23 protein-coding genes and 1 pseudogene are annotated in these 21,330 nt (G+C 63.0%); 6 read left to right on the top strand and 18 right to left on the bottom strand.

Translation table 11 applies throughout. The annotated features are described in order from the left end of the window. Positions 1-193: 193 nt before the first annotated feature. The 3 genes and pseudogenes from ACNFCH_RS16655 to ACNFCH_RS16665 all read right to left on the bottom strand — a co-directional run bounded on the left by ACNFCH_RS16655 (position 194) and on the right by ACNFCH_RS16665 (position 3,261). On the bottom strand, positions 194-1,780 hold the full coding sequence (locus ACNFCH_RS16655) for an ABC-F family ATPase (RefSeq protein ID WP_070094479.1): 1,587 nt from the start codon (positions 1,778-1,780) through the stop codon (positions 194-196). 32 nt (positions 1,781-1,812) lie between these two features. Beyond that, positions 1,813-2,162 (bottom strand): annotated as a pseudogene (locus ACNFCH_RS16660) (integrase). Between the two features lie 256 nt (positions 2,163-2,418). Further along, positions 2,419-3,261: a lipopolysaccharide kinase InaA family protein gene (locus tag ACNFCH_RS16665; RefSeq protein WP_416743143.1), complete on the bottom strand. Its 843-nt coding sequence runs from the start codon at positions 3,259-3,261 to the stop codon at positions 2,419-2,421. 190 nt (positions 3,262-3,451) lie between these two features. Between ACNFCH_RS16665 and ACNFCH_RS16670 the strand changes: the two genes are divergently transcribed. From ACNFCH_RS16670 to ACNFCH_RS16680, 3 genes are all read left to right on the top strand, one after another. After that, positions 3,452-3,748: a hypothetical protein gene (locus ACNFCH_RS16670; RefSeq protein ID WP_337159526.1), complete on the top strand. Its 297-nt coding sequence runs from the start codon at positions 3,452-3,454 to the stop codon at positions 3,746-3,748. A gap of 150 nt (positions 3,749-3,898) precedes the next feature. Continuing rightward, on the top strand, positions 3,899-4,114 hold the full coding sequence (locus tag ACNFCH_RS16675; protein ID WP_416743144.1) for a hypothetical protein: 216 nt from the start codon (positions 3,899-3,901) through the stop codon (positions 4,112-4,114). Positions 4,115-4,243: 129 nt separating this feature from the next. Beyond that, on the top strand, positions 4,244-4,570 hold the full coding sequence (locus tag ACNFCH_RS16680; RefSeq protein ID WP_337159500.1) for a hypothetical protein: 327 nt from the start codon (positions 4,244-4,246) through the stop codon (positions 4,568-4,570). Positions 4,571-4,767: 197 nt separating this feature from the next. Here the strand turns inward: ACNFCH_RS16680 and ACNFCH_RS16685 are convergent, their stop codons facing one another. Then, a complete protein-coding gene (locus ACNFCH_RS16685) occupies positions 4,768-5,094 on the bottom strand; it encodes a hypothetical protein (protein WP_416743146.1) in 327 nt (108 codons plus the stop codon). Positions 5,095-5,373: 279 nt separating this feature from the next. On the opposite strand from ACNFCH_RS16685, the gene ACNFCH_RS16690 reads away from it, so the two are divergent. Further along, positions 5,374-5,874 (top strand): methylated-DNA--[protein]-cysteine S-methyltransferase, encoded by a 501-nt coding sequence (locus ACNFCH_RS16690; protein ID WP_337159498.1) that lies wholly within the window; start codon positions 5,374-5,376, stop codon positions 5,872-5,874. Positions 5,875-5,880: 6 nt separating this feature from the next. On the opposite strand, the gene ACNFCH_RS16695 is transcribed toward ACNFCH_RS16690, so the two are convergent. The 3 genes from ACNFCH_RS16695 to ACNFCH_RS16705 form a co-directional block, all read right to left on the bottom strand. After that, positions 5,881-6,123, bottom strand: coding sequence for a hypothetical protein (locus tag ACNFCH_RS16695; RefSeq protein WP_337159497.1), 243 nt, complete (start codon positions 6,121-6,123; stop codon positions 5,881-5,883). Beyond that, on the bottom strand, positions 6,120-6,863 hold the full coding sequence (locus ACNFCH_RS16700; RefSeq protein WP_337159496.1) for a carbon-nitrogen hydrolase family protein: 744 nt from the start codon (positions 6,861-6,863) through the stop codon (positions 6,120-6,122). The genes ACNFCH_RS16695 and ACNFCH_RS16700 overlap by 4 nt, the downstream gene beginning before the upstream one ends. An 81-nt stretch (positions 6,864-6,944) precedes the next feature. After that, complete coding sequence (locus ACNFCH_RS16705; protein WP_416743147.1) at positions 6,945-7,460, bottom strand: DUF3016 domain-containing protein; 516 nt, start codon at positions 7,458-7,460, stop codon at positions 6,945-6,947. A 78-nt stretch (positions 7,461-7,538) separates the two neighbouring features. Here ACNFCH_RS16705 and ACNFCH_RS16710 point away from each other — a divergent pair, with 78 nt between their 5' ends. Then, complete coding sequence (locus ACNFCH_RS16710; protein WP_337159494.1) at positions 7,539-8,234, top strand: metallophosphoesterase; 696 nt, start codon at positions 7,539-7,541, stop codon at positions 8,232-8,234. On the opposite strand, the gene ACNFCH_RS16715 is transcribed toward ACNFCH_RS16710, so the two are convergent. Then, the gene (locus ACNFCH_RS16715; RefSeq protein ID WP_337159493.1) at positions 8,212-8,823 is read right to left on the bottom strand and encodes a LysE family translocator; all 612 of its coding nucleotides are present in this window, start codon (positions 8,821-8,823) and stop codon (positions 8,212-8,214) included. The two genes, ACNFCH_RS16710 and ACNFCH_RS16715, sit on opposite strands and share 23 nt — an antisense overlap. A gap of 109 nt (positions 8,824-8,932) precedes the next feature. Continuing rightward, positions 8,933-9,763 carry an AraC family transcriptional regulator gene (locus ACNFCH_RS16720; protein ID WP_337159492.1) on the bottom strand — a complete coding sequence of 277 codons (831 nt, stop codon included), beginning with the start codon at positions 9,761-9,763 and terminating at the stop codon, positions 8,933-8,935. Positions 9,764-9,897: 134 nt separating this feature from the next. Here ACNFCH_RS16720 and ACNFCH_RS16725 point away from each other — a divergent pair, with 134 nt between their 5' ends. Next, positions 9,898-10,521, top strand: a complete 624-nt coding sequence (locus ACNFCH_RS16725; protein ID WP_337159491.1) for a LysE family translocator — start codon at positions 9,898-9,900, stop codon at positions 10,519-10,521. A gap of 2 nt (positions 10,522-10,523) precedes the next feature. Here the strand turns inward: ACNFCH_RS16725 and ACNFCH_RS16730 are convergent, their stop codons facing one another. The 9 genes from ACNFCH_RS16730 to ACNFCH_RS16770 form a co-directional block, all read right to left on the bottom strand. Beyond that, complete coding sequence (locus ACNFCH_RS16730) at positions 10,524-10,799, bottom strand: peptidylprolyl isomerase (RefSeq protein ID WP_043211902.1); 276 nt, start codon at positions 10,797-10,799, stop codon at positions 10,524-10,526. A gap of 34 nt (positions 10,800-10,833) precedes the next feature. Continuing rightward, on the bottom strand, positions 10,834-12,792 hold the full coding sequence (locus ACNFCH_RS16735) for an acetoacetate--CoA ligase (protein WP_416743148.1): 1,959 nt from the start codon (positions 12,790-12,792) through the stop codon (positions 10,834-10,836). A 104-nt stretch (positions 12,793-12,896) separates the two neighbouring features. Then, a complete protein-coding gene (gene eco / locus ACNFCH_RS16740; RefSeq protein ID WP_337159489.1) occupies positions 12,897-13,376 on the bottom strand; it encodes a serine protease inhibitor ecotin in 480 nt (159 codons plus the stop codon). 56 nt (positions 13,377-13,432) lie between these two features. Further along, on the bottom strand, positions 13,433-14,203 hold the full coding sequence (gene hbdH, locus ACNFCH_RS16745) for a 3-hydroxybutyrate dehydrogenase (protein WP_337159488.1): 771 nt from the start codon (positions 14,201-14,203) through the stop codon (positions 13,433-13,435). Between the two features lie 10 nt (positions 14,204-14,213). After that, on the bottom strand, positions 14,214-15,605 hold the full coding sequence (locus ACNFCH_RS16750) for a GntP family permease (RefSeq protein ID WP_337159487.1): 1,392 nt from the start codon (positions 15,603-15,605) through the stop codon (positions 14,214-14,216). Positions 15,606-15,857: 252 nt separating this feature from the next. Next, on the bottom strand, positions 15,858-17,252 hold the full coding sequence (locus ACNFCH_RS16755; RefSeq protein WP_416743149.1) for a sigma-54 interaction domain-containing protein: 1,395 nt from the start codon (positions 17,250-17,252) through the stop codon (positions 15,858-15,860). A 72-nt stretch (positions 17,253-17,324) separates the two neighbouring features. Continuing rightward, positions 17,325-18,341, bottom strand: coding sequence for an ABC transporter permease (locus ACNFCH_RS16760; RefSeq protein ID WP_337159485.1), 1,017 nt, complete (start codon positions 18,339-18,341; stop codon positions 17,325-17,327). After that, positions 18,341-19,399, bottom strand: coding sequence for a microcin C ABC transporter permease YejB (locus ACNFCH_RS16765; RefSeq protein ID WP_416743150.1), 1,059 nt, complete (start codon positions 19,397-19,399; stop codon positions 18,341-18,343). The genes ACNFCH_RS16760 and ACNFCH_RS16765 overlap by 1 nt, the downstream gene beginning before the upstream one ends. After that, a complete protein-coding gene (locus ACNFCH_RS16770; protein WP_337159483.1) occupies positions 19,396-21,318 on the bottom strand; it encodes an extracellular solute-binding protein in 1,923 nt (640 codons plus the stop codon). The genes ACNFCH_RS16765 and ACNFCH_RS16770 overlap by 4 nt, the downstream gene beginning before the upstream one ends. Positions 21,319-21,330: the final 12 nt, after the last annotated feature.

Raw genomic sequence — 21,330 nt, forward strand, 5'->3', positions numbered from 1 at the left:
GCAGGCTAACGAGTTGCCTGGCGGTTGCCTGCAGGTTGTGGGAGCCTGCGATGGGCTGCAAAGCACCCCAGGACCCGGTCATTCAAGGGGCCGCATCCCCCAAGGGTACCGCGCCGAGCCGGAGAACGACGCAGTACCTGTGGGGGCGGGTTTACCCGCGAAGGGCGTGCAAGCGGTCGAGGCGGGGTCTCTATCAGACCACGACACCCTGGCTGCGCAGGTAGTCGTCGTAGGTCCCGCTGAAGTCCACCACGCCATCGGGCGTCAGTTCGATGATGCGCGTTGCCAACGACGACACGAACTCGCGGTCATGGCTGACGAATACCAGCGTTCCCGGGTAGTTCTCCAGCGCCAGGTTCAGCGCCTCGATCGATTCCATGTCCAGGTGGTTGGTCGGTTCGTCCATCACCAGCACGTTGGGTTTTTGCAGGATCAACTTGCCGAACAGCATGCGGCCTTGCTCACCACCGGAGATCACCTTCACCGACTTCAGGATCTCGTCGTTGGAGAACAGCATGCGACCCAGGGTGCCGCGGATCAGCTGTTCACCTTGAGTCCACTGACCCATCCAGTCGAACAGGCTCAGGTCGTCTTCGAAGTCGTGGGCGTGATCCTGGGCGTAATAGCCCACCTCGGCGCTGTCGGTCCACTTCACGGAACCGGCATCCGGCGCCATCTCGCCGACCAGGGTACGCAGCAGGGTAGTCTTGCCGATACCGTTGGGGCCGATGATCGCCACGCGCTCGCCAGCCTCGACCACGAAGCTGAAATCTTTGAACAGGGTCTTGCCCTCGAAGCCCTTGGACACTTTCTCCACGGTCACCGCCTGGCGGTGCAGCTTCTTGGTCTGTTCGAAACGAATGAACGGGCTGACCCGGCTCGACGGCTTGACCTCGGCCAGCTGGATCTTGTCGATCTGCTTGGCGCGCGAGGTGGCCTGCTTGGCCTTGGAGGCGTTGGCCGAGAAGCGGCTGACGAAGGTCTGCAGCTCGGCGATCTGGGCTTTCTTCTTGGCGTTGTCGGCCAGCAACTGCTCGCGCGCCTGGGTGGCGGCGGTCATGTATTCGTCGTAGTTGCCCGGGAACAGGCGCAGTTCACCGTAGTCCAGGTCCGCCATGTGAGTGCAGACGCTGTTGAGGAAGTGACGGTCGTGGGAAATGATGACCATGGTGCTGTTACGCGCGGTCAGAATGTTTTCCAGCCAGCGGATGGTGTTGATGTCCAGGTGGTTGGTCGGTTCGTCCAGCAGCAGCACGTCCGGATCCGAGAACAGCGCCTGGGCCAGCAGTACCCGCAGCTTCCAGCCTGGCGCCACTTCGCTCATCGGCCCGAAGTGCTGCTCCAGGGGAATACCCAGGCCCAGCAGCAGCTCACCGGCGCGCGATTCGGCGGTGTAGCCGTCCATCTCGGCGAATTCGGTTTCCAGTTCGGCGACGGCCATGCCGTCTTCTTCGGTCATTTCCGGCAGAGAATAGATGCGGTCACGCTCGGCCTTGACCTTCCACAGCTGCTCGTGGCCCATGATCACCGTGTCGATCACGCTGAACGCCTCGTAGGCGAACTGATCCTGGCGCAGTTTACCCAGGCGAGTGTTCTGCTCGAGCATCACCTGGCCGGCGGACGGCTCCAGGTCACCGCCGAGAATCTTCATGAAGGTCGACTTGCCGCAGCCGTTTGCGCCGATCAGGCCGTAGCGGTTGCCATTGTTGAATTTGACCGAGACGTTTTCAAAGAGCGGCTTGGCGCCGAATTGCATGGTGATGTTGGCAGTAGAAATCAAGTGCTTGTCCTGCGGGGATTCCAGAGGTGTATTTAGGCCCTCTCGTCGGTTTCGGGCCCATTCAGGGCCAACTCGACGCGGGGCGGCAGCTTCTCCAGCTCCCTCCAGTCCGAGGAGGAGCTGATCCATTTCGCGTAGGTAGAGAGCGACATCTCAACGCGATGGCCGAGCTGGTTCACGATGAACGATTCGGTTCATTCCAGTCATCGGGCACAGGGTTGCGTAGGTGTGGCGGGTGTCGTACTGGCGGCGCTCACGGATGTTCAGCGCCTTGAGCGCTGATTTGAAGTGGCGGATTGTATCACTTGGGCTCGTTGATCCACAGCCCACCTTCACTCAGCCATTTCGTCGCGCCTTGACGGGGCGCCCTGGCAGCCGGCATAGCGGCATAGGGTGTGCGCACACCACGACGGGACAAAGTTGGAATGCGAATTGCTCTCCCTAGCGAACACACCTTGCAGTGGGGGCTTGGACATGGTTCGCGAGGAAATCTACTTCACTGTCGTGGTGGTTTCGATCGTGCTGATGATCGATGTAATGGGCCTCTACGTCTATTTCAAGATGAGGCCATAGCCCATTTGGATCTCGAAGCGCGCGGTGCCTTTACCCAGGTGTGGGGCACCCTGTTGGGGAGGCAGTTATCCGCGCTTGAATACACCCTTGCTGAATATCTCCCGCCGTTCGAGACGATCGATCACTTGATGTTTGGCAACTTCGTAGATCTTGCCAAACGCTGCACGGTCCACGTGGGCAAAATATTTCGCCAGACTTTGCTCGATGAGCCTGTCGAAGGCCGCTTCGGTGATGTAGCGATAGAGTTTGCGGTGATACAAGAAACCAAACTGGAACCCTAGGGTTTCACTGAAAAACGCTGTCGGTGTGAAGAAGCTGTTTTCCAGGTCGATCGCCTGGGCCAGGCCCGAGCCCTGTTCCGGCAACATGACATTGGCCGCCCACAAGTCCATGTGAGTGATGCCCTGACTGTGCAGGGCATGCAGCAGCTCGGCAGTGGCTTCGATGACGGCCTCGACGGCGTGCGGATTACGCTCGATGAGGGCCATGCCGTCAACATGGCCGGTCAGTGATCGGCTGATCAGGAAAAAGTCTTTCATCAGGCCGAGTTTGCAGCGGCTGTAGCCATATCCGAGCAAGGCCGCGGTCCTGGCGCCGCGTCGGGTGGCCTCGCGTGTGTTGATCAGCTCTTCCAGCGGCCAGTCGTACAAGCCGTTGCGCTTGGGGGCGCAGCGCTGCATGCGCCATTTCTTCTTGATCGAATCCAGCGGCTCGCGTTTAAGGAACAACGCGCTGTCGGCGCAATCGAGCGGGGCGCTGATCCGTTTGGCAGAAGAGGGCTGCTCGATCAGGCGTTCCAGAGCCTGGCGGGTGTGCGAGGGGACGGGGGACAGAAAATACAGCGTCGTGCGCTGATGTTTCACGGAGTGGGAGAACTCGTTGAAACAAAACTGAGCATTGCGAAACACGCGTCTTCCTTGATGCTGTCAATAGGCTATCAGTTTGCGATTTTCACATTTCTTTCACATTTTTCCTATCCCCGGAAATTGATTAGTTTCCAGAGCGCGCTCGGCCTGGTCATGACGCCGTCAGTCCATGGATAATTCGGCCTTTCAACGAAAAGGTCTAACCGTGGAAACGAAAAGCTTGATGGCCGAGGTGTTCTTCAGTCTGCCAACGCATATCTGGGTACTGCCGGTGGCAGCTGTTATCGCCTTTTTTGGCTTGAAACTGGCCGAAGCCTCCATCGAGCGAGCGAACGTGCTTCGCCTGGCCACCTATGCAGCCTTGGTGCTCCTGGCGGTGGTCCCCAACGGCATTCATGCCGTCTTTGCGCCCGCTCCCGTACTCACCGGGGAAACGTTGTTGCCCAACTATGAAGGGTTGTTCTACCTCGACGCGTTCTTCGTGTTCGCTGGCTGGGCGATCAGTGGCGTGATTCGCACCCGGACGTGATCCATGGCAGGGCGATAGCGGTTTTTGACGAATGACTCACAATGGGGCACGAACCTTTTCGGGTGGGTGAAGGTCCAGACCCAGGAAGCCCCAAAAGTCCATACAAAGGCTTCGTATTGCCCTGTCGTGCAAAAGCTGGAAGACAAAGCCATGCCTGAAAGAGAAAAGCGCTACCGTGCCTACCACCTCTTGAGAGAACTCGATTCGCTGACCTCCTCGACCATGAACCAGATTGCCTACGGTCGTGTGGGAGGCGCCGAGTGGAAGGGGATGTGCCAGGCACACCGCAAGGCGTTCGAGGATTGGATGGCGTTCGCCGAATCGTTGCTTGAACCTGGGAGCGATAAAACCTCGGACTCTTCCTGACCTTCACGGCAGGTACTGCACCGGTTGTCCGATTCTATCCTGCTGTCCGTCGGACGTGGTTGCGTGATGGCACGCATCCGCTATGGTGCCACTACCAACACACATAAGACTAAAGTCGTAGGAGGCGGCATGAGAATTCGCGGTGACGTGTTCTGGTCCTGGGCAGACCCCACGCTCCATCATCGAACGCATGACGAAACGCTCGACAGCGGCTCGTGTATTGATGTGCAGGTACGATTGTCGCGAACCGGTGCCACGCAGATGTTCATCGGTCTCTACGCGCCGTCGGGCATGGCCTTGCATGAGGAGGCGTTCGATTCGCGTCCCGGCGAATCGATGACCCGGGCACTGGCCTGGGGCGTCGGACGCGCGAGGAGGGTGGCAAGCGAGCCTGCGTTGCAGTCCAGCGGGCGCAGCGCCAAGCTCGCGGTCGTAGCGGCCTGCGCAGGGCGTTGAGTGCTCAAGGAGCGTTGGGAAGGTCACCGTCGTAGGCTCTGTACGAAAAGCCTTGATACTCGGTGATGCTGCGTTGAAAACAGCCTCGGAATGCTCATTTACAACCCGTAAACTGCGCTTCCTCGGCTGTTTTCGCCTTGCCTGACCTTCGTCTCAAGACTTTTCATACAGACCCTAGGGCAGACGGTGACCTCCTGTCACGAATGCCCATACAGCAGCACATTCACCGTCGCAATCACGGTGACCAGAAACAGCACCCCTGCCGCTATTTGTAGCAGCGTCCCCACCAGGCGACCCACCCAGTTCCTGGCCGTGCCTTCGACGGCTGGATGGCGATGCAGGTCCGCGTAGCCGTTCTGTACGGTGCCGGTAAAGCGCTCGGCGCGCCCCGTGAGCCGGGTGCCGACTTTGCTCATCAGCATTGCCAGGATGAACGCGATCACGCAACCGGTCAGGCCATGGCTTTGAATGGTCTGGTAGAGACTCAGCAGCAGGAACCAGCATTGACGCAGAAACTCAGCCATGGCGGCCACGTCCATCGGCATGCGGATGGTTGCGGTTTGCCTTGGGGCGGTCTTCCGATGATCCGGCAAGAACAAACGCGATGTTTATCACAGAATAGCTATCGCTTTCGTATGTGCCAGTTTTCAGACGGTACCCATTGGGGCGTGTAATTGCCTGATGTGATTGCAAATGTATTAAGTAGTCAGTGTATTGGGATTCGTAGAGCAAGAAACCGGATGCACCGGGTAGCCTCGGCGGGTAGAGTGCCCGGCACTGGTTTTTCCAAGCGAGCACCTAGCATGTCCAGCGCGTTTTCCTTCATGCAATCACCCGTTGGAACCCTCACCTTGGTCGCGCGAGGCGATAGCCTGGCTGCGGTGTTGTGGGAGCAGGAGCGGGAAAACCGCGTACGCCTGGGCGAACTGCACCGGGACGATGGGCACCCTACGCTGCGGGAGACGGCGCGGCAGTTGAATGAGTATTTTGCTGGCAGCCGCCAGGACTTTGAGTTGCCGCTGGATTTCGTCGGCACGGATTTCCAGCGCCAGGTCTGGGCTGCGCTGCTGACCATCCCCTTTGGCCAAACGCGCAGCTACAGCGATATTGCTCGGCAGATCGGCAACCCCAGCGCCGTGCGGGCGGTGGGGGCGGCCAACGGGCGCAACCCGATTTCAATCATCGCCCCGTGTCACCGCGTGATCGGTGCTTCCGGCAGCCTGACGGGCTTTGCCGGCGGGCTGCAGGCCAAACAGTATCTGCTGGCCCTGGAAGGGCGACAGAGCCTGGCGCTGGATCTCTGAGCCCGTTCAGCCCACCCAAAGCATAATGAGGCAAGCGAGCACCGCTGCCACCGTCCCGACCACCAGGCTGTACTGCCGGTGGGCGCGCCGAGCGTGGGACTGTGCCTCGCGCAGGAACTCGCCGGGAGTCGGGGCGTCCGGTCGGTGGCGCAACCCTTCGGCCATTTCGGCGAGCCGGCCATGGATCAACAAGCCAACCAGATAATGAGTGCAGGCGTAGCAGACCAGTGCGGTGATCAGGTATTTCATGTCGCCAGCGCGTCCAGCGGCAAGGCTTGAGCAATCATTGAGGTGGTGTCGAGCAGCACCAGCCCCTGGGCCTGCTCGTCCAGCGATGCCAGCACATTGCCTTGAGGGTCCCAGGCCGCGGAATGGCCGGCACCGACGAAGGTGTCGGCCGGTCCCACGCAGTTGGCGAGCAACACCGGCATGCCCAGGCGCCGGGCAACGTCCGGGTAATGCCGCACGCCCTCGTCGATGCCCTGGGTTGTCTTGGCCACGCTGACGATATAGATATCCGCCCCCGCTTGCCGGGCGTGTTCGGCATGCTCGATGAACATCGACTCGTAGCAGATGGCCGGGGCGATGCGCTGGTTGTCCAATGCGAACACCAAGGACTGCTCGCCTGCGACGAAGAACGGCAGTTCATCATCGTGCAGGCGCTGCTTGGCATAAAGGTGTGGTGCGGCGCCGGGGTGCAGGATCGGCATGCCAATGCATATCCCGCTGGGGGTCAGCAACGGCAGACCCACGGCCACCGCAATGCCATGGCGGTCACAGAGCGCTTGTAGCGGATCGAGTAGCGAGGTGTCCGATGACTGCGCCAATTGTCGAGCCAAGGTGGGTTCATAGCCGGTCAAGGACAGCTCGGGGAAGACCACCAATTGCGCCCCTCGCGCAATCGCCTGTTCGACGCAATAGCGATGACGCTCCAGGTTGCCAGGCAGGTCGCCCTTGCGGGAGGCCAGTTGTACAGCACACAGCTTCATGGCGAGTCCATCCATGGGTAGAGCGAGAAGGGCGAGGATACTATCGGCCGGCGCGCTCAGGCCACCCTTTGCTGGACTGGTTCAGGAGGCCGGGTGCGGTGCGAAACGCTGGCGGAACCAGTCGGCGAGCATGGCTTTTTCCGCATACAGGCGGTCGCTGCTGCTGGCCTGACGGCCGGGGCGGCTGAGGTACATCTTGTCGCTGACCCGTTCTTGGGCGTGTTTTTCGGGTTGCCCGGGCTGGACGAGGGTGTAGCTCAAATCGATGCTTGGCCAAGTGATCTCGCGCATGAAGCGCACATCATAGGCGCGGCTGTGCCATGGCTCGAAGCGACCGGCCAGGTCGATGTCGCGGACATCGATGCGCAGTTGCTGCCCAGGTTGCAGGTAGCGTTGGCCAAGCTTCTGCAGGTGCTCGGTGAGGGTCTTCATGACATACGCGTCGGCGCCCCGTTCATAGCCGTGGCTGTCGAGGCTGGCATCGCGAAATTGCTCGGGATGATCGAAATGCACGTCGACCTGCGCGGTCGGTGCGCCTTGTGCCATGCTGTTGGAGGCCAGCAGCATCAACAAGACACAGGCGAGGGTGGTACGCATGATGCACCTCCACGGGCACGGACGGTTCGCCCCTCTATTTTACGCCTGCCGCTGGCACAGCAGCAGAGGATGGATGCAATGAGCCGTTTTCGGCGGGTGACTGCCAATACCCGTGGCCGCGATCTGGCCGTGGGCGACATCCATGGCCATTTCGACCGGTTGCAGCGCTGTCTGGACGAGGTGGATTTCGATCCTGAGGTCGATCGGCTGTTCAGCGTGGGCGACCTGGTGGACCGTGGGCCGGCCAGCGAACGGGCGTTGGACTGGCTGGCGCAACCCTGGTTCCACGCGGTGCAGGGTAACCACGAGGCGCTCGCCATCGCCCACCTGCGGGGCGGCAGGGTCGATCTGGAAATGTACCGTTCTGCCGGGGGTGCATGGTTTCTCGATCTTCCGCGCGCGGAGCAGCAACGCTATGTCGAAGGCTTCGCGCAGATGCCTTTGGCGATCGAAGTCCAGACGTCTCTTGGGCTGATCGGCCTTTTGCACGCTGATAGCCCTTTCCCCGAATGGTCGACGCTCAAGGCCTTCCTGGAGGCCATGGACGATCCAGAAGTGCGGGAAGTCTGCCAATGGTCACGGCGGCGCCTGCGTGAGGGCGACACCGAACCGGTCGGCGGCTTGCGGGCCTTGCTGGTCGGCCATACGCCGGTCCTGCGGGTCAAGCAACTGGGCAACGTCTGGCACTTGGATACCGGCGGCTGGGCCAGCGGCTTTTTCAGCGTGGTGGACCTTCGGACGCTGACTGTGATCAACCCAAGACCAGGCGCATGAGCACCGCGCTGGCCAGCAGGATCAACAACACACCCGAGGCACGCTCCAGCCACGGCAATGCTTGGCCGAAGCGCCGCAGCACGCGCCGATTGCCAATCGCCAAGGCGACCAGCAGATCCCAGACCAGCACGAGGGTGAACATCCACACGCCATAAGCCAGCTTCCAGGTTGTACTGCTGGCCGCGAGCATGCTCGCCAGGCTGGCGTAGAACAGTGCGTTCTTCGGATTGAGGATGCCCGAGGTGAAGCCCATTCCCAGGTTTTGCACCCAACCGTGCCCTACACCGACCTCAGCCGATTGCAGACTGTTGTGTCCGGCATGGCGCAGGAACAGCCCACCGATGTACAGCAAGTAGGCGCATCCGGCCAGTTGCAAGGCGATGAACAGCGCGCTGCCTTCACGCAGGATGGAAACCCCGGCAAAGGCCGTGGCGATGAACACGCCGTTGGCCAGGGCGATACCCAGGCACGCACCGCTTGCGGTACGCCAGCCGGCGCTGGCCGAAGCGCGAGCGACGAGGAAGAAATCAGGGCCCGGGGAGAGCAGGGCCAAAAAGTGTGCAGCGGCGACGACGAGAAATTGCTCCATGGCGAGGCTTCTGTGGCAAGGAAAGCCGCAGTCTGTCGTCCCAAGCCCTGGGCGGTATTGAAGATAATTGCACGGCGTACGCGCCAGAGCGCGGAGCGGGTGGGTAGGTTTACCCGCGCGCCCCGGCGCCGTGTCGATATTGCCCTGGTGTCATGCCCGCGTGCGCCTTGAACACCCGCTGGAAATGGCTCTGATCGGCAAAGCCCAAGCGATAAGCCACCTGTGCAAGGTCCTGGCCTTGACCGAGCAACCCTCGCGCCCGGTTGACCCGCTCATTGAGCAGGTAGGCATGCGGTGTCAGCCCCGTGGCGGCCCGGAACGCCCGAATCAGCTGGTAACGCCCCAGCCCCGCGTGCCTGGCCAGATGCGCCAGGCTGATCTCGGCCAGCTCGCAGGTCCGCAGCATGGCAATCAGCTCGCGCAGGGCAGGCGCGCTCAAGGCCGGTGCCGGGGCTGCATCCAGCGTCGCATGCGCGGCAAAGTCGTGGTCGCCGATGAAGGCCACCAACGCGGCTTCCTTCTGCGAGGCGTCCGCTTCGCAGAACAACAGCGCATTGAGCTGGCAGAACTGACGATACACCTCAACCGAGCGCGTGATACGCGCGGGCGCACCGGGCTCGGCAGCGCTCACTCCCGACTCCAGTCGCAGGCGGCTCAGCCACTGCGCATCCACATGCACCATCTGGTAGCTCCAGGCCTGGCCCGGTTCGGGATTGCAGGCATGCACCCGCTGCGCCGGGACCAGCACCAAGGTGCCGGGCGTCAGGCGCGTCTGGCCGTTACCCGCGCCGGTAAACCAGCTGAAGCCAGCATCTACCGCGCCAATGGAGAACGTCGGGTGGCTATGGGCCTTGTAGCAGGCCCGGCTATGACAGGCGCGTCGGCTTTCCACGAAGGGCAGGGCCGGATCGCGCCAGATTTCGCTGCTAGAGAGGGTCATGCAAGGCCTGCTTCGCCGAGTGCCGGAGCGCGCAGTCTAAACCGCCAGCCACTGTTCCGGCCATTCATCGCGCCACTGTGCTTGACGCACGGTCCGCCCAGCGCGAGGCTGCCCAGGTCCCACGGAGAAGAAAAATGGACCTGTCGAGCCTGCTGCTGTTCATCCCCGCCTGTTTCGCCTTGAACATGGCGCCGGGCCCCAACAACCTGTTGTCGCTGCACAACGCCAGCCGCTATGGCCTGCGTACCGCCTGCATGGCCGGTGTCGGTCGGCTGCTCGCCTTCAGTGGCATGATCGCCCTGGCCGCCATGGGCCTGGCGGTGGTGCTGCACACCAGCGAATACCTGTTCCTGGCGATCAAGGTGCTGGGTGCGGCATACCTGTTCTACATTGCCTGGCAGCTGTGGCGTGCGCCGGTGGGCGAGGCGGTAGTAGCTGCTGATCATCCCCGCGGGACTTGGCGCCTGGCCCGTCAGGAGTTCTGGGTTGCAGCGGGCAATCCGAAAGCGATTCTCATATTCACTGCCTTCCTGCCCCAGTTCGTCTCGGTGGGCAGTGCCACGCCGGTCGCCGAGCAATTCCTCTGGCTGGGCGTGATGTTCCTGCTGCTGGAATGGGCGGCTATCGCCATCTATGCAGGCCTTGGGGCGTATATGCAGCGTTGGTTCGAGCGCCCAGGACCGCGCCGGGTGTTCAATCGGGTCAGTGCGTCGTTGCTAGGGTGTGCGGGGTTGGGGCTTTTGGCGGCGCGGCGCTGAGGTCAGTCGCGATAGAACGTCTGCACCAAGTGATACCCAAACTTGGTCTTGATCGGCCCATGCACCACCCGCAGGGCTTTCTTGAAGATCACTTGGTCGATGGCGCCCACCAGCTGACCTGGGCGGACTTCGCCCAGGTCGCCGCCGCGTTTGCCCGAGGGGCAGGTGGAGAATTTCTTGGCCAGCACGTCGAAGGCTTCGCCCTTGGCGATCCGTTGCTTGAGCTGTTCGGCTTCGGCAGCGGTCTTGACCAGGATGTGGCGGGCTTGGGCTTTCATGGGACACCTGTGCTTCGGGCAAAAAAGGGCGCCATTATGCCTGATCGCGCAGCTCTGCGCGGTCTCGGAATTGCGCCAGGGCTTCGGGGTTGGCCAGGGCGTCGGTGTTCTTCACCGGCAGGCCATGGACCACGTTGCGGATCGCCAGCTCCACCAGCTTGCCACTGATCGTGCGCGGGATGTCGGTGACCTGGACGATCACGGCCGGGACATGCCGGGGCGTGGTGTATTGGCGGATCACCTGGCGAATGTGCTGGCGCAGGGCATCGTCCAACTGCAGGCCTTCGCGCAGGCGCACGAACAGCACCACGCGCACGTCGTTGTGCCAGTCCTGGCCGATGGCGACGCTTTCGACCACTTCCTCGACCTTTTCCACCTGGCGATAGATTTCCGCCGTGCCGATGCGCACACCGCCGGGGTTGAGCACCGCGTCCGAACGACCGTGGATCACCATGCCGCCCTCGGCATTCTCTTCGGCGTAGTCGCCCTGGGCCCAGACGCCGGGGTACTGACTGAAATAGGCCTCGTGGTAGCGGCTGCCGTCGCTGTCGCCCCAGAAACCCACTGGCATGGAGGGGAAGTTGCGGGTACAGACCAACTCGCCTTTCTTGCCGGTCACCGGCTGGCCGTGCTCGTTCCACACCTCTACAGCCATGCCCAGACCCTTGCACTGGATCTCGCCGCGGCGCACCGGCAGCACGGGGTTGCCAAGCACGAAACACGAGACGATGTCAGTGCCGCCGGACATCGATGCCAGGCACAGGTCGGGTTTGATCTTGCGGTAGACGTAGTCGTAGCTATGAGGCGAGAGGGGCGAGCCGGTGGACATGATCAGGCGCAGGCTGTTCAGGCAGTGGCTCTTGGCCGGCTCGATGCCCTCCTGCTCCAGGGCAGCCAGGTATTTGGCGCTGGTGCCGAAGGCGTGGATGCGTTCGGCATCGATCAGGTCGAGCAGACGCTGGGGGCCTGGGTGGAAGGGCGAGCCGTCGTACAGCACCAGGGTAGCGCCGACCGCCAGACCGCTGGCCAGCCAGTTCCACATCATCCAGCCGCAGGTGGTGTAGTAGAACAAGACGTCCTCGGCCTTGAGATCGTTATGCAGGCCGTGTTCCTTCAGGTGTTGCAGCAGTACGCCGCCGGCGCGGTGGACGATGCACTTGGGCACGCCGGTGGTGCCGCTGGAGTAGAGGATGTACAGCGGATGGTCGAACGGCAGGGCGGTAAAGTGTGGGTCGCCGCCGGGTTGGTAGAAGTCCTCCCACAGGCTGACGCGGCGGGCACAGAACGCTTCGGGGCGGGTGTGCGAGCGGGTGTAGGGCACCACCAGCAGGTGTTCGAGGTGTGGTAACTGGGCCGTGACCTGATTGATCTTCTCGACCTGGTCGATGGTCTTGCCGGCGTATTGGTAGCCGGCGCAGGCAATGAGCAGCTTGGGGGCAATCTGACCGAAGCGGTCGATGATGCCATGCAGGCCGAACTCGGGCGATGAACTGGACCAGATCGCGCCGAGGCTGGTGCAGGCGAGCATGGCCACCAGGGTTTCCCAGGTATTGGGCATCACCGAGGCAACCCGGTCACCGGCCTGGATGCCCAGCGCCTGCAGGGCCTTCTGCATGCCGGCCACATGGGCCGCCAATTGCGCGTGGGTCAGTACCTGGCGCTGGCCATCCTCGCGCACGGCCACGACGGCAGGGCGGTCATCGCGCCGCTGCAGCAGGTGTTCGGCGTAGTTCAGGGTGGCGCCTGGGAACCACTGCGCCTCGGGCATCAGTGGACCTTCGCGGAGGGTTTGGCTCGGTGGTGTGTGCCACTGGACATGGAAATAGTCGGCAAGGGTTTGCCAGAAGGCGGGGCGTTGCTCGACGCTCCAGCGATGCAGGGCGGCGTAGTCAGTGAGCTGCAGGTTGTAACGCAGGTTGACCTGGCGGCGGAAGGCGTCCATCCGGCTGGCCTGGATCTGCGCCGTGGAGGGGCGCCAGAGCACATCATTCATGCCAAGACCTCTCGCTTACGATAGAACCTGGGGCCTGTGGGGCGGGTAAATCCGCCCCTGCAGGGGCTGCGCATGACCTCTGGTCTGCGCAGCCCGAGTGGCTTTTACTCCACTTTAGCCTTTTGTACATCCGGCGACGCCGACCAGACGCGATAACGCACTTCGATGTCCTTGGGCACGTACAGCACCACCGGCAGTTTGCTGTTGTAACGCAGCATGAAACCTTCACCGACCACCGGCACGAAGGCCTCGGTCTGCTTGCCGTCCGGGCAGGCCATCAGGGTGCTGGCCGGGCCGCCGACTTTCTCCAGCCGGTAGAAGCTGTAGCCCCAGCCTTCGAGATTGTGCTCCTCGAGGCTGCCGGCCAGGCGCTGACGGTTGCAGTCGACCATCAAGGTCTTGCCGGCGAGGATTTCCAGTTGATAGGCCGACTCGTCGGTCTGGGCCGGCAGGTGGATGACCTGCCGGGTGAAGCCTTTTTCCGCCTCGGGGTAGGGCGCGACGTCCTTGAGCCCGGCTGCCATCACAGGCGCAGCGCCAGCCAGGGTCAGGGAAAGAATCGCGGTCAGTGGGAATGGGCGCATAGGGCCTCCTTGCAAGTGAAAACGAATGCAAGACCGCGCCAGATCCCGGCTGGCCCTCACTGGGCCAACCAACCGCCATCGACGTTCCAGGCGGCGCCACGGACCTGGCTACCGGCCTCGCTGCACAGGAACAATACCAGCTCTCCCAAGTGCTGGGGTGTTACAAATGCCACGGAAGGCTGCTTTTCGGCCAAAAGATCGTGCTGCGCCTGCTGTGGATCAACACCGGCTGCGGCGCGCTCGTCGATCTGCTTTTGCACCAGCGGAGTCAGTACCCAGCCAGGGCAGATGGCATTGCAGGTGACATTGCTGGTCGCCGTTTCCAAGCCCACCACCTTGGTCAGGCCAACCACGCCATGCTTGGCGGCTACATAGGCCGCCTTGCCGGTGGAGCCCACCAGGCCGTGCACCGAGGCGATGTTGACGATCCGCCCCCAGCCCCGGGCACGCATGCCTGGCAAGGCCAGGCGGGTGCCATGGAAGACGGCCGAGAGGTTCAGCGCGATGATCTTGTCCCAGGTCTGCACCGGGAACTGTTCCACCGGCGCCACGTGCTGGATGCCCGCGTTGTTGACCAGAATGTCCACGCCACCGAACTCGCGCTCGGCCAAGTCGAACAGCGCCTCGATCTGGGCCACGTCGGACAGGTCCGCAGGGTGGTGGATCACCTTGACCCCGTGACGGGCGATCTCGGCGAGCGCCGGTGCCGGGTCGCCGAAACCATTGAGCAGGATGTTCGCCCCCGCACCGGCCAGCACCTGGGCGATACCCAGGCCAATGCCGCTGGTGGAGCCGGTGACCAGTGCTGTCTTGCCTTTGAGCGTCATGCAGATCTCCTTAGACGATGCCGGTGGCGTAGAAGGTGGCGATGACCACGAAAACCGCCAGGGTCTTGATCAGGGTAATACCGAAAATGTCCTTGTAGGCCTCGCGGTGGGTCAGCCCGGTGACCGCCAGCAAGGTGATCACCGCGCCGTTGTGCGGCAAGGTGTCCATGCCGCCGCTGGCCATGGCGGCCACCCGGTGCAGGACTTCCAGCGGAATGTTCGCGGCATGGGCCGCGGCGATGAAACTTTCGCTCATGGCCGCCAAGGCGATGCTCATGCCGCCGGAGGCCGAACCGGTGATGCCGGCCAGCAACGTGACGGTGATCGCTTCGTTGACCAGCGGATTGGGAATCGCGCGCAGCGCATCGGCCAACACCAGAAAGCCCGGCAGCGAGGCGATCACCGCGCCGAAGCCATACTCCGAGGCGGTGTTCATGGCCGCCAGCAGCGCACCACTGACAGCGCTCTTGGTGCCTTCGGCCAAACGTTGGCGGATGGCGCCGAAGGCACACACCAAGACCATCAGAATGCCCACCAGCAAGGCCGCCTGCACGGCCCAGATCGCGGTGAGTTTGGCCACATCGCTTTGCACCGGCGCGCTCATGCCTGGCAACTGCAAGGTATGGCTGGCCCCATACCACTGGGGGATCCAGTGGGTGAAGACCAGGTTCATCACGCCCACCAGCACCAAGGGCGAGAGCGCCAGCCAGGGGTTGGGCAGTGCCAGGTCATCGGCGGTTTCAGGCTCGTTGCGCAGGTCGCTGCCATAGCCTTCGCCAGCGCGCTGAGCCTTGTTGCGCTGACGGCGCAGATAGAGCATGCCGACGCTGAAGACGAACAGGGTGCCGATCAGCCCCAGCCAGGGTGCGGCCCAAGCCGTGGTGTTGAAGAACGTGCTGGGGATGATGTTCTGGATCTGCGGGGTGCCGGGCAGGGCGTCCATGGTGAAGGAGAACGCTCCCAGGGCAATGGTCGCCGGGATCAGGCGCTTGGGGATGTCGCTCTGGCGGAACATCTCGGCCGCGAACGGGTATACGGCGAACACCACCACGAACAGCGACACGCCGCCGTAGGTGAGCAAGGCGCACACCAGCACGATCACCAGCATGGCCTGGCGAGTGCCCAGCAGGCGAATGGCGGCTGCGACGATCGAGCGCGAGAAGCCGGAGAGCTCGATCAGCTTGCCGAACACGGCGCCGAGCAGGAACACCGGGAAGTACAGCTTGATAAAGCCGACCATCTTCTCCATGAACACGCCTGTGAAGGTCGGGGCCACGGCGGCAGGGTCGGTCAGCAGGACGGCACCCAGCGCGGCGATAGGTGCAAAGAGGATGACGCTGTAGCCGCGATAGGCGGCCAACATGAGTAGGGCCAGGGCAGCGAGGGCGATGAGCACGGTCATCGAAAGTGTCTCCAGGTCGTTGTTTTTATGGTGAAACAGGAGATAGCGGGAATCGTGCCAGTTTTCTAACTTATTGATTTATATGTGTTTTATTGATTTTATCGGTATATGCGTCTCGATATAGAGACTGTCGGCGCTGCTTTGCAGCCCATTGCAGGCCTCGTCAGCGCCAACAAACGGTTGGGCTGCGCCTGTGCGATGGACCGCAAAGCGGTCCAAAAATAATGTCTCTATATAGAGAGTAAAGTCTCTCTATTGAGACTGAATGCCCAAGGCAATCATTTTCTTGTACAGCGTCGACCGCCCCAACCCCAGCGCCTTCGCGGCCTGCGGCACATTCCCGGCGCAACTGGCCAGGGCATCGGCGAACAATTTGCGTTCGAATGCCTCGCACGCCTCCCGATACCCCTGGTGTACCGCAGCCCCAGGCGCCACGGGGCTCAACGGTCCGAGCGCCGACTGCAGGTCATTCACGCCCAGGCGCGGCTGGTCCGCCAGCAGCGTCGCACGTTCCAGCACGTTGCGCAGTTCGCGGATGTTGCCGGGCCAGGCATGACGGGCCAGCAATGCCTGGGCGTCGGGCTCGAGTTCGTACTGGCTGCCGAGCTCGGCAAGGATGGCCTCACACAGCGCCGGCAGATCGCCCAGGCGTTCGCGCAGGGGCGGCACTTCGATGGGCAGGACGTTGAGCCGGTAATACAGGTCGGCCCGAAACGCGCCGCTGGCCATGGCCGCCTGCAGGTCGATGGAGGTGGCGGCGATGATGCGCACGTCACTGCGCAGCATCTGGTTGGAGCCGACCGGCTCGTATTCTTTTTCTTGCAGCACGCGCAGCAGCTTGCTTTGCAGGGTCAGCGGCATGTCGCCGATCTCGTCGAGGAACAATGTGCCACCCTCGGCCAGTTGCAGCTTGCCGCTGCGGCCTTTGCGGTCGGCACCGGTGAAGGCACCGGGCGCGGTACCGAAGAACTCGGCCTCGAGCAGGGTTTCGGGGATCGCGGCGCTGTTGATGCTGACGAACGCCTTGTGGGCCCGTGCCGAGGCGGCGTGGATCGCGTGGGCCAGCAGTTCCTTGCCGGTGCCGGTCTCGCCCAGCAGTAACACCGGAGAGTCACTGCCCGCGCCACGACGTGCACGGCGCTTGGCCTCCAGGCTCGCGGCGCTGGTGCCGACGAATTGGGCGAAGCTGTACTTGGCCTGGCGGGCGCGCAGTTGCGAACGGGTCGAGGCCAGCTCCTGCTGCATGCTCGAGTAGCGCTTGAGCAGCGGCGAAAGGCTACGCAGCTCATCGAACAGGGCAAAACCGATGGCGCCGATCAGCTCGTCGCGGTCGTCATGAATAGGCAGGCGCATCACCACCAGTGGCTCGTTGGGTGTGTCGAGCATGTCCAGCAGGATCGGCCGGCCATTGCTCACCACATCGCGCATCAGGCTGCCCGGGATCACTGCCTCGCAGGGCTGGCCGATGGCGCTGGCGGCATTGGGTAGGCCGAAGCGCCGGGCGTAGCGCTCGTTCATCCAAACGATACGCGCCTGGCGATCGACGATCACCGTCCCTTCGCTGGACTGCTCGATGATCTCGAACAGCGAGCGGATCGCCAGTTGCCGAACCTGGGGATAGTCCTTGAGGCTTTCGCTGTCTTGCATGTACTGGGCCTTTGAAATGCTGTGGCGGGATTATGACGACTGTCAGCCAGACTCGCGAAGGCCGATCGACCGCTAGGCCCGTGGATCGAACGCCTCGCGCAGCGCATCGCCAATGAACACCAGCAACGACAGGATCAGCGCCAAGGCGAAGAACGCGGTAAAGCCCAGCCACGGCGCCTCCAGGTGCTGCTTGCCTTGGGTCACCAGCTCACCCAGCGAGGCGCTGCCCGCGGGCATCCCGAAGCCGAGAAAGTCCAGGGCGGTGAGGGTGGTGATGGCACCGGTGAGCATGAACGGCACGTAGGTGAGCGTGGCCGTCATCGCGTTCGGCAGGATATGCCGGAGCATCACTTGCCCGTCCGGCAAGCCCAGGGCTCGTGCGGCCTTGACGTACTCCAGGTTGCGCCCGCGCAGGAATTCGGCGCGCACCACATCCACCAAGGTCAGCCAGGAAAACAGCGCCATGATCCCCAGCAGCCACCAGAAGTCCGGCTCGACGAAACCGCTGAGGATGATCAACAGGTAAAGCACCGGCAACCCTGACCAGACCTCCAGCAAACGCTGGCCCAGAAGGTCCACCCAGCCGCCGTAGTACCCCTGCACGGCGCCTGCGGCAATGCCGATCAGCACACTGAGCACCGTCAAGGCGAAGGCGAACAACAGCGACACCCTTGTGCCATACAGCACCCGTGCCAGCACATCGCGCCCCTGATCGTCGGTGCCTAGCCAGTTGCTCGCGCTCGGCGGGCTGGGGGTCGGCACCTGCAAATCGTAGTTGGGCGTATCGGCGCTGAAGGGGATCGGCGCGAACAGCATCCAGCCACCCTGGCTTTCGATCAGCTGGCGCACGTAAGCACTGCGGTAATCGGGCTGGAAGGGCAACTGGCCACCGAACTGCTGCTCGGTGTAGCGCTTGAGCGCCGGCGTGTACAGCTCGCCCTTGTAGGAGAGCAGCAGCGGTTTGTCGTTGGCCACCAGTTCCGCGCCCAGGCTGAGCACGAGGATCCCGGCGAACAGCCACAGTGAGAACCAACCCAGGCGATTGCGCTGGAAACAGCGCCAACGGCGCAGCGCGACGGGTGAGAACATCAGCGGCCCCTCGCGTCGAAATCGATGCGAGGATCGAGCACCGTATAGCTCAGGTCGCCGATCAAGCGGATCAACAGGCCCGCGAGGGTGAAGATGAACAGGGTGCCGAACACCACCGGGTAATCCCGTGAAACGGCAGCCTCATAGCTCAGCCGCCCGAGGCCATCGAGGGAGAAGATCACCTCGATCAGCAAAGAGCCTGCGAAGAACACCGTGATCAACGCCTGGGGCAGCCCAGCCAGCACCAACAGCATGGCATTGCGCAGCACATGGCCGTACAGCACGCGGCGCTCGCTCAGGCCCTTGGCCCGGGCGGTGACCACATACTGGCGGGAGACTTCGTCGAGAAAGGCGTTCTTGGTCAACAGGGTGAGGGTGGCGAAACCGCCGATCACCAGCGCGCCGACCGGCAGCACCAGGTGCCAGAAATAGTCGGCGACTTTGCCCAGAAGGCTCAACTGGTCGAAGTTCTCCGAAACCAGCCCGCGCACCGGGAACCAGTTTAGCGATGTGCCGCCTGCGAACAGCACGATCAACAGCAAGGCGAACAGGAATGAGGGCAGGGCATAACCGATGACGATCAACGCGCTGCTCCAGGCGTCGAAGCGGCTGCCATGACGCACGGCCTTGCGAATGCCCAGCGGGATCGACACCAGGTAGGTGATCAGCGTGGCCCACAAGCCCAGTGACACGGTCACCGGCAACTTGTCGAGGATCAGGTCGGTGACCTTCGCGCCGCGGAAGAAACTCTGGCCGAAGTCCAGCCTGGCGTACTGGCCGAGCATCAGCCACAGGCGTTCAGGCGCCGACTTGTCGAAGCCGTACTGGCGTTTGATCTCCTCGATGAGTTTGGGGTCCAGCCCCCGGCTTGCGCGGGACTCGCCGCGTATCGTCTCGACTCGCGCGCCCGGTGCGCCGCCGCCTATGCCTTGCAGGCGCGCCACGGCCTGTTCCACCGGCCCGCCAGGGGCGGCCTGGACGATTGCGAAGTTCACCAGCAGGATCGCCAGCAAGGTCGGGATGATCAGCAACAGGCGACGCAGGATATAGGCAGTCATGGCATGGCCTTCTTGCGCTCGGCCATCTGTGCGTTGGTCAGCGGCGTCGGGCTGATCTCCCACCAGGTGTCCAGGCCTTCGTCATAGGCCGCCTGGACTTTGGGCAGACCGAAGCGGTTCCACCACACGGTCGAGCTGCCCGGTGGGTAGTAATTAGGGATCCAGTAGTAGTTCCATTGCAGCACCCGGTCCAGGGCATGGGCGTGGCGCAGCATGTCGGGCTGGGTCTCGGCGCGTACCAGACCGTCGAGCAGTGCGTCGACAGCCGGGTCACGCAACACCATGAAGTTGTTCGAGCCGGGGTCCTCGGCCGAGGCTGAGCCGAAGTAGTTGTACAACTCGCTGCCGGGGGAAAGGGTCACCGGATAACCGGTGACGATCATGTCGTAGTCGCGGGCCATCAGGCGGTTGACGTACTGGGCCGAGTCGACATTGCGGATGTTCAGGGTGATACCGATCTGCGCCAGATTGCGCTTCCAGGGCAGCAGCAGGCGTTCGAGCCCCGACTGGCCATTGAGGAAAGTGAAGCTCAGCGCTTCGCCCTGGGCATTGACCAGCCGGTCGCCCTCGGGGCGCCAGCCTGCGGCTTGGAGCAAGGCCAAGGCCTGCAATTGCTGGGGGCGGATGATGCCCGAGCCGTCGGTCACGGGTGCGGTGTAGACCTGGCTGAAGACTTCATCCGGCACCTGGCCGCGTAGTGGCTCGAGCAGTTTGAGCTCCTGGGCGTCGGGCAAGGCGCGTGCGGCCAGCGGCGTGTTGGAAAACACGCTTTGCTGGCGAATGTACAGGTTGCGCATCATCTGCCGGTTGCTCCACTCGAAGTCCCAGAGCATGGCCAGTGCCTGGCGTACGCGCCGATCCTGGAACACCGGCTGCTTCAGGTTGAACACGAAGCCCTGGGCGGTCTGCGGCTTGGACGGGCCCAGGTGGGCGCGCTGTAGGCGGCCATCGTTCAGCGCATCGCCTTGGTAGCCCAGGGTGAAGGCCGTGGCGGAGAACTCCCGGTTGTAGTCGAATCCGCCACCGCGCAACACCTGACGGGCGACCTCGGTGTCGCCGAAGTACTCGATGCGGATACGGTCGAAATTGTAGCGGCCTCGGCTGGCCGGCAGATTGGCAGCCCACCAGTTGGGGTCGCGCTCGAAGGTGATGCTGCGGCCATTGTCGAGCCGCCCGATGCGGTAGGGCCCGCTGCCGATGGGTTTGTCAAAGCCCGCGCCGTTGGCGAAATCGCGGTGCTGCCAGTCGTGCTCGGGCAGCACCGGTAGGGCGGCCAGGTCCAGGGCCAGGGTACGGCCATGGGGCTGTTTGAAGTCGAAACGCACCTGCCGCGGGCCTTCTACCGTGACTTTGGTGACCTCCGCGAACTGGGTGCGATAGCGCAAGCTGCCTTTGTTCATCAGCAGCTCGAAGGTGAAGCGCACGTCCTCGGCGCGCACCGGTTTGCCATCGGCGAACGTGGCGCGGGGATCGAGTTCGAACCGCAGCCAGGCATCGTCAGGGCCACGCTCCATGCGCCGGGCAATCAAGCCATAGACGGTATAGGGCTCGTCGAAGGAGCGCTCCGCCAGAGGCGCATACAGCCAGCCATCGACCTCGCTGACGCCGATGCCTTTGTCGATGTACGGCAGGATATGGTCGAACTGCCCGATCTCCAGGGCTGAACGCCGCAGGCTGCCACCCTTGGGGGCGTCGGGGTTGACGTAGTCGAAGTGGCGGAAGGATTCGGGGTACCGCGGGGCTTCACCGTAGGCGGTGAGCGCGTGGGTGGGGGCGGCGTGGGCTGTGAGTGTCAGGCATAGCAACAACAGGCCCAACACGTACTGTGGGAGCGGGCTTGCCCGCGAATGCGCCCGTTCTGGCAACAGGGTTGCTGGCAGGACGGCATTCGCGGGTAAACCCGCTCCCACAGAGGGCATCACCGGGACCGA

Source organism: Pseudomonas sp. NY15354, from assembly GCF_048068075.1.
Taxonomy (GTDB): Bacteria; Pseudomonadota; Gammaproteobacteria; order Pseudomonadales; family Pseudomonadaceae; genus Aquipseudomonas; species Aquipseudomonas guariconensis_C.

What these genes read in the sequence shown, in the direction of transcription:
- ACNFCH_RS16675 (WP_416743144.1), top strand. Translation starts at nt 3,899, where the DNA reads ATGCCTGAAAGAGAAAAGCGCTACCGTGCCTACCACCTCTTGAGAGAA.
- ACNFCH_RS16680 (WP_337159500.1), top strand. Translation starts at nt 4,244, where the DNA reads ATGAGAATTCGCGGTGACGTGTTCTGGTCCTGGGCAGACCCCACGCTC.
- ACNFCH_RS16685 (WP_416743146.1), bottom strand. Translation starts at nt 5,094, where the DNA reads ATGGCTGAGTTTCTGCGTCAATGCTGGTTCCTGCTGCTGAGTCTCTAC.
- ACNFCH_RS16690 (WP_337159498.1), top strand. Translation starts at nt 5,374, where the DNA reads ATGTCCAGCGCGTTTTCCTTCATGCAATCACCCGTTGGAACCCTCACC.
- ACNFCH_RS16695 (WP_337159497.1), bottom strand. Translation starts at nt 6,123, where the DNA reads ATGAAATACCTGATCACCGCACTGGTCTGCTACGCCTGCACTCATTAT.
- ACNFCH_RS16700 (WP_337159496.1), bottom strand. Translation starts at nt 6,863, where the DNA reads ATGAAGCTGTGTGCTGTACAACTGGCCTCCCGCAAGGGCGACCTGCCT.
- ACNFCH_RS16705 (WP_416743147.1), bottom strand. Translation starts at nt 7,460, where the DNA reads ATGCGTACCACCCTCGCCTGTGTCTTGTTGATGCTGCTGGCCTCCAAC.
- ACNFCH_RS16710 (WP_337159494.1), top strand. Translation starts at nt 7,539, where the DNA reads ATGAGCCGTTTTCGGCGGGTGACTGCCAATACCCGTGGCCGCGATCTG.
- ACNFCH_RS16715 (WP_337159493.1), bottom strand. Translation starts at nt 8,823, where the DNA reads ATGGAGCAATTTCTCGTCGTCGCCGCTGCACACTTTTTGGCCCTGCTC.
- ACNFCH_RS16720 (WP_337159492.1), bottom strand. Translation starts at nt 9,763, where the DNA reads ATGACCCTCTCTAGCAGCGAAATCTGGCGCGATCCGGCCCTGCCCTTC.
- ACNFCH_RS16725 (WP_337159491.1), top strand. Translation starts at nt 9,898, where the DNA reads ATGGACCTGTCGAGCCTGCTGCTGTTCATCCCCGCCTGTTTCGCCTTG.
- ACNFCH_RS16730 (WP_043211902.1), bottom strand. Translation starts at nt 10,799, where the DNA reads ATGAAAGCCCAAGCCCGCCACATCCTGGTCAAGACCGCTGCCGAAGCC.
- ACNFCH_RS16735 (WP_416743148.1), bottom strand. Translation starts at nt 12,792, where the DNA reads ATGAATGATGTGCTCTGGCGCCCCTCCACGGCGCAGATCCAGGCCAGC.
- eco (WP_337159489.1), bottom strand. Translation starts at nt 13,376, where the DNA reads ATGCGCCCATTCCCACTGACCGCGATTCTTTCCCTGACCCTGGCTGGC.
- hbdH (WP_337159488.1), bottom strand. Translation starts at nt 14,203, where the DNA reads ATGACGCTCAAAGGCAAGACAGCACTGGTCACCGGCTCCACCAGCGGC.
- ACNFCH_RS16750 (WP_337159487.1), bottom strand. Translation starts at nt 15,605, where the DNA reads ATGACCGTGCTCATCGCCCTCGCTGCCCTGGCCCTACTCATGTTGGCC.
- ACNFCH_RS16755 (WP_416743149.1), bottom strand. Translation starts at nt 17,252, where the DNA reads ATGCAAGACAGCGAAAGCCTCAAGGACTATCCCCAGGTTCGGCAACTG.
- ACNFCH_RS16760 (WP_337159485.1), bottom strand. Translation starts at nt 18,341, where the DNA reads ATGTTCTCACCCGTCGCGCTGCGCCGTTGGCGCTGTTTCCAGCGCAAT.
- ACNFCH_RS16765 (WP_416743150.1), bottom strand. Translation starts at nt 19,399, where the DNA reads ATGACTGCCTATATCCTGCGTCGCCTGTTGCTGATCATCCCGACCTTG.
- ACNFCH_RS16770 (WP_337159483.1), bottom strand. Translation starts at nt 21,318, where the DNA reads ATGCCCTCTGTGGGAGCGGGTTTACCCGCGAATGCCGTCCTGCCAGCA.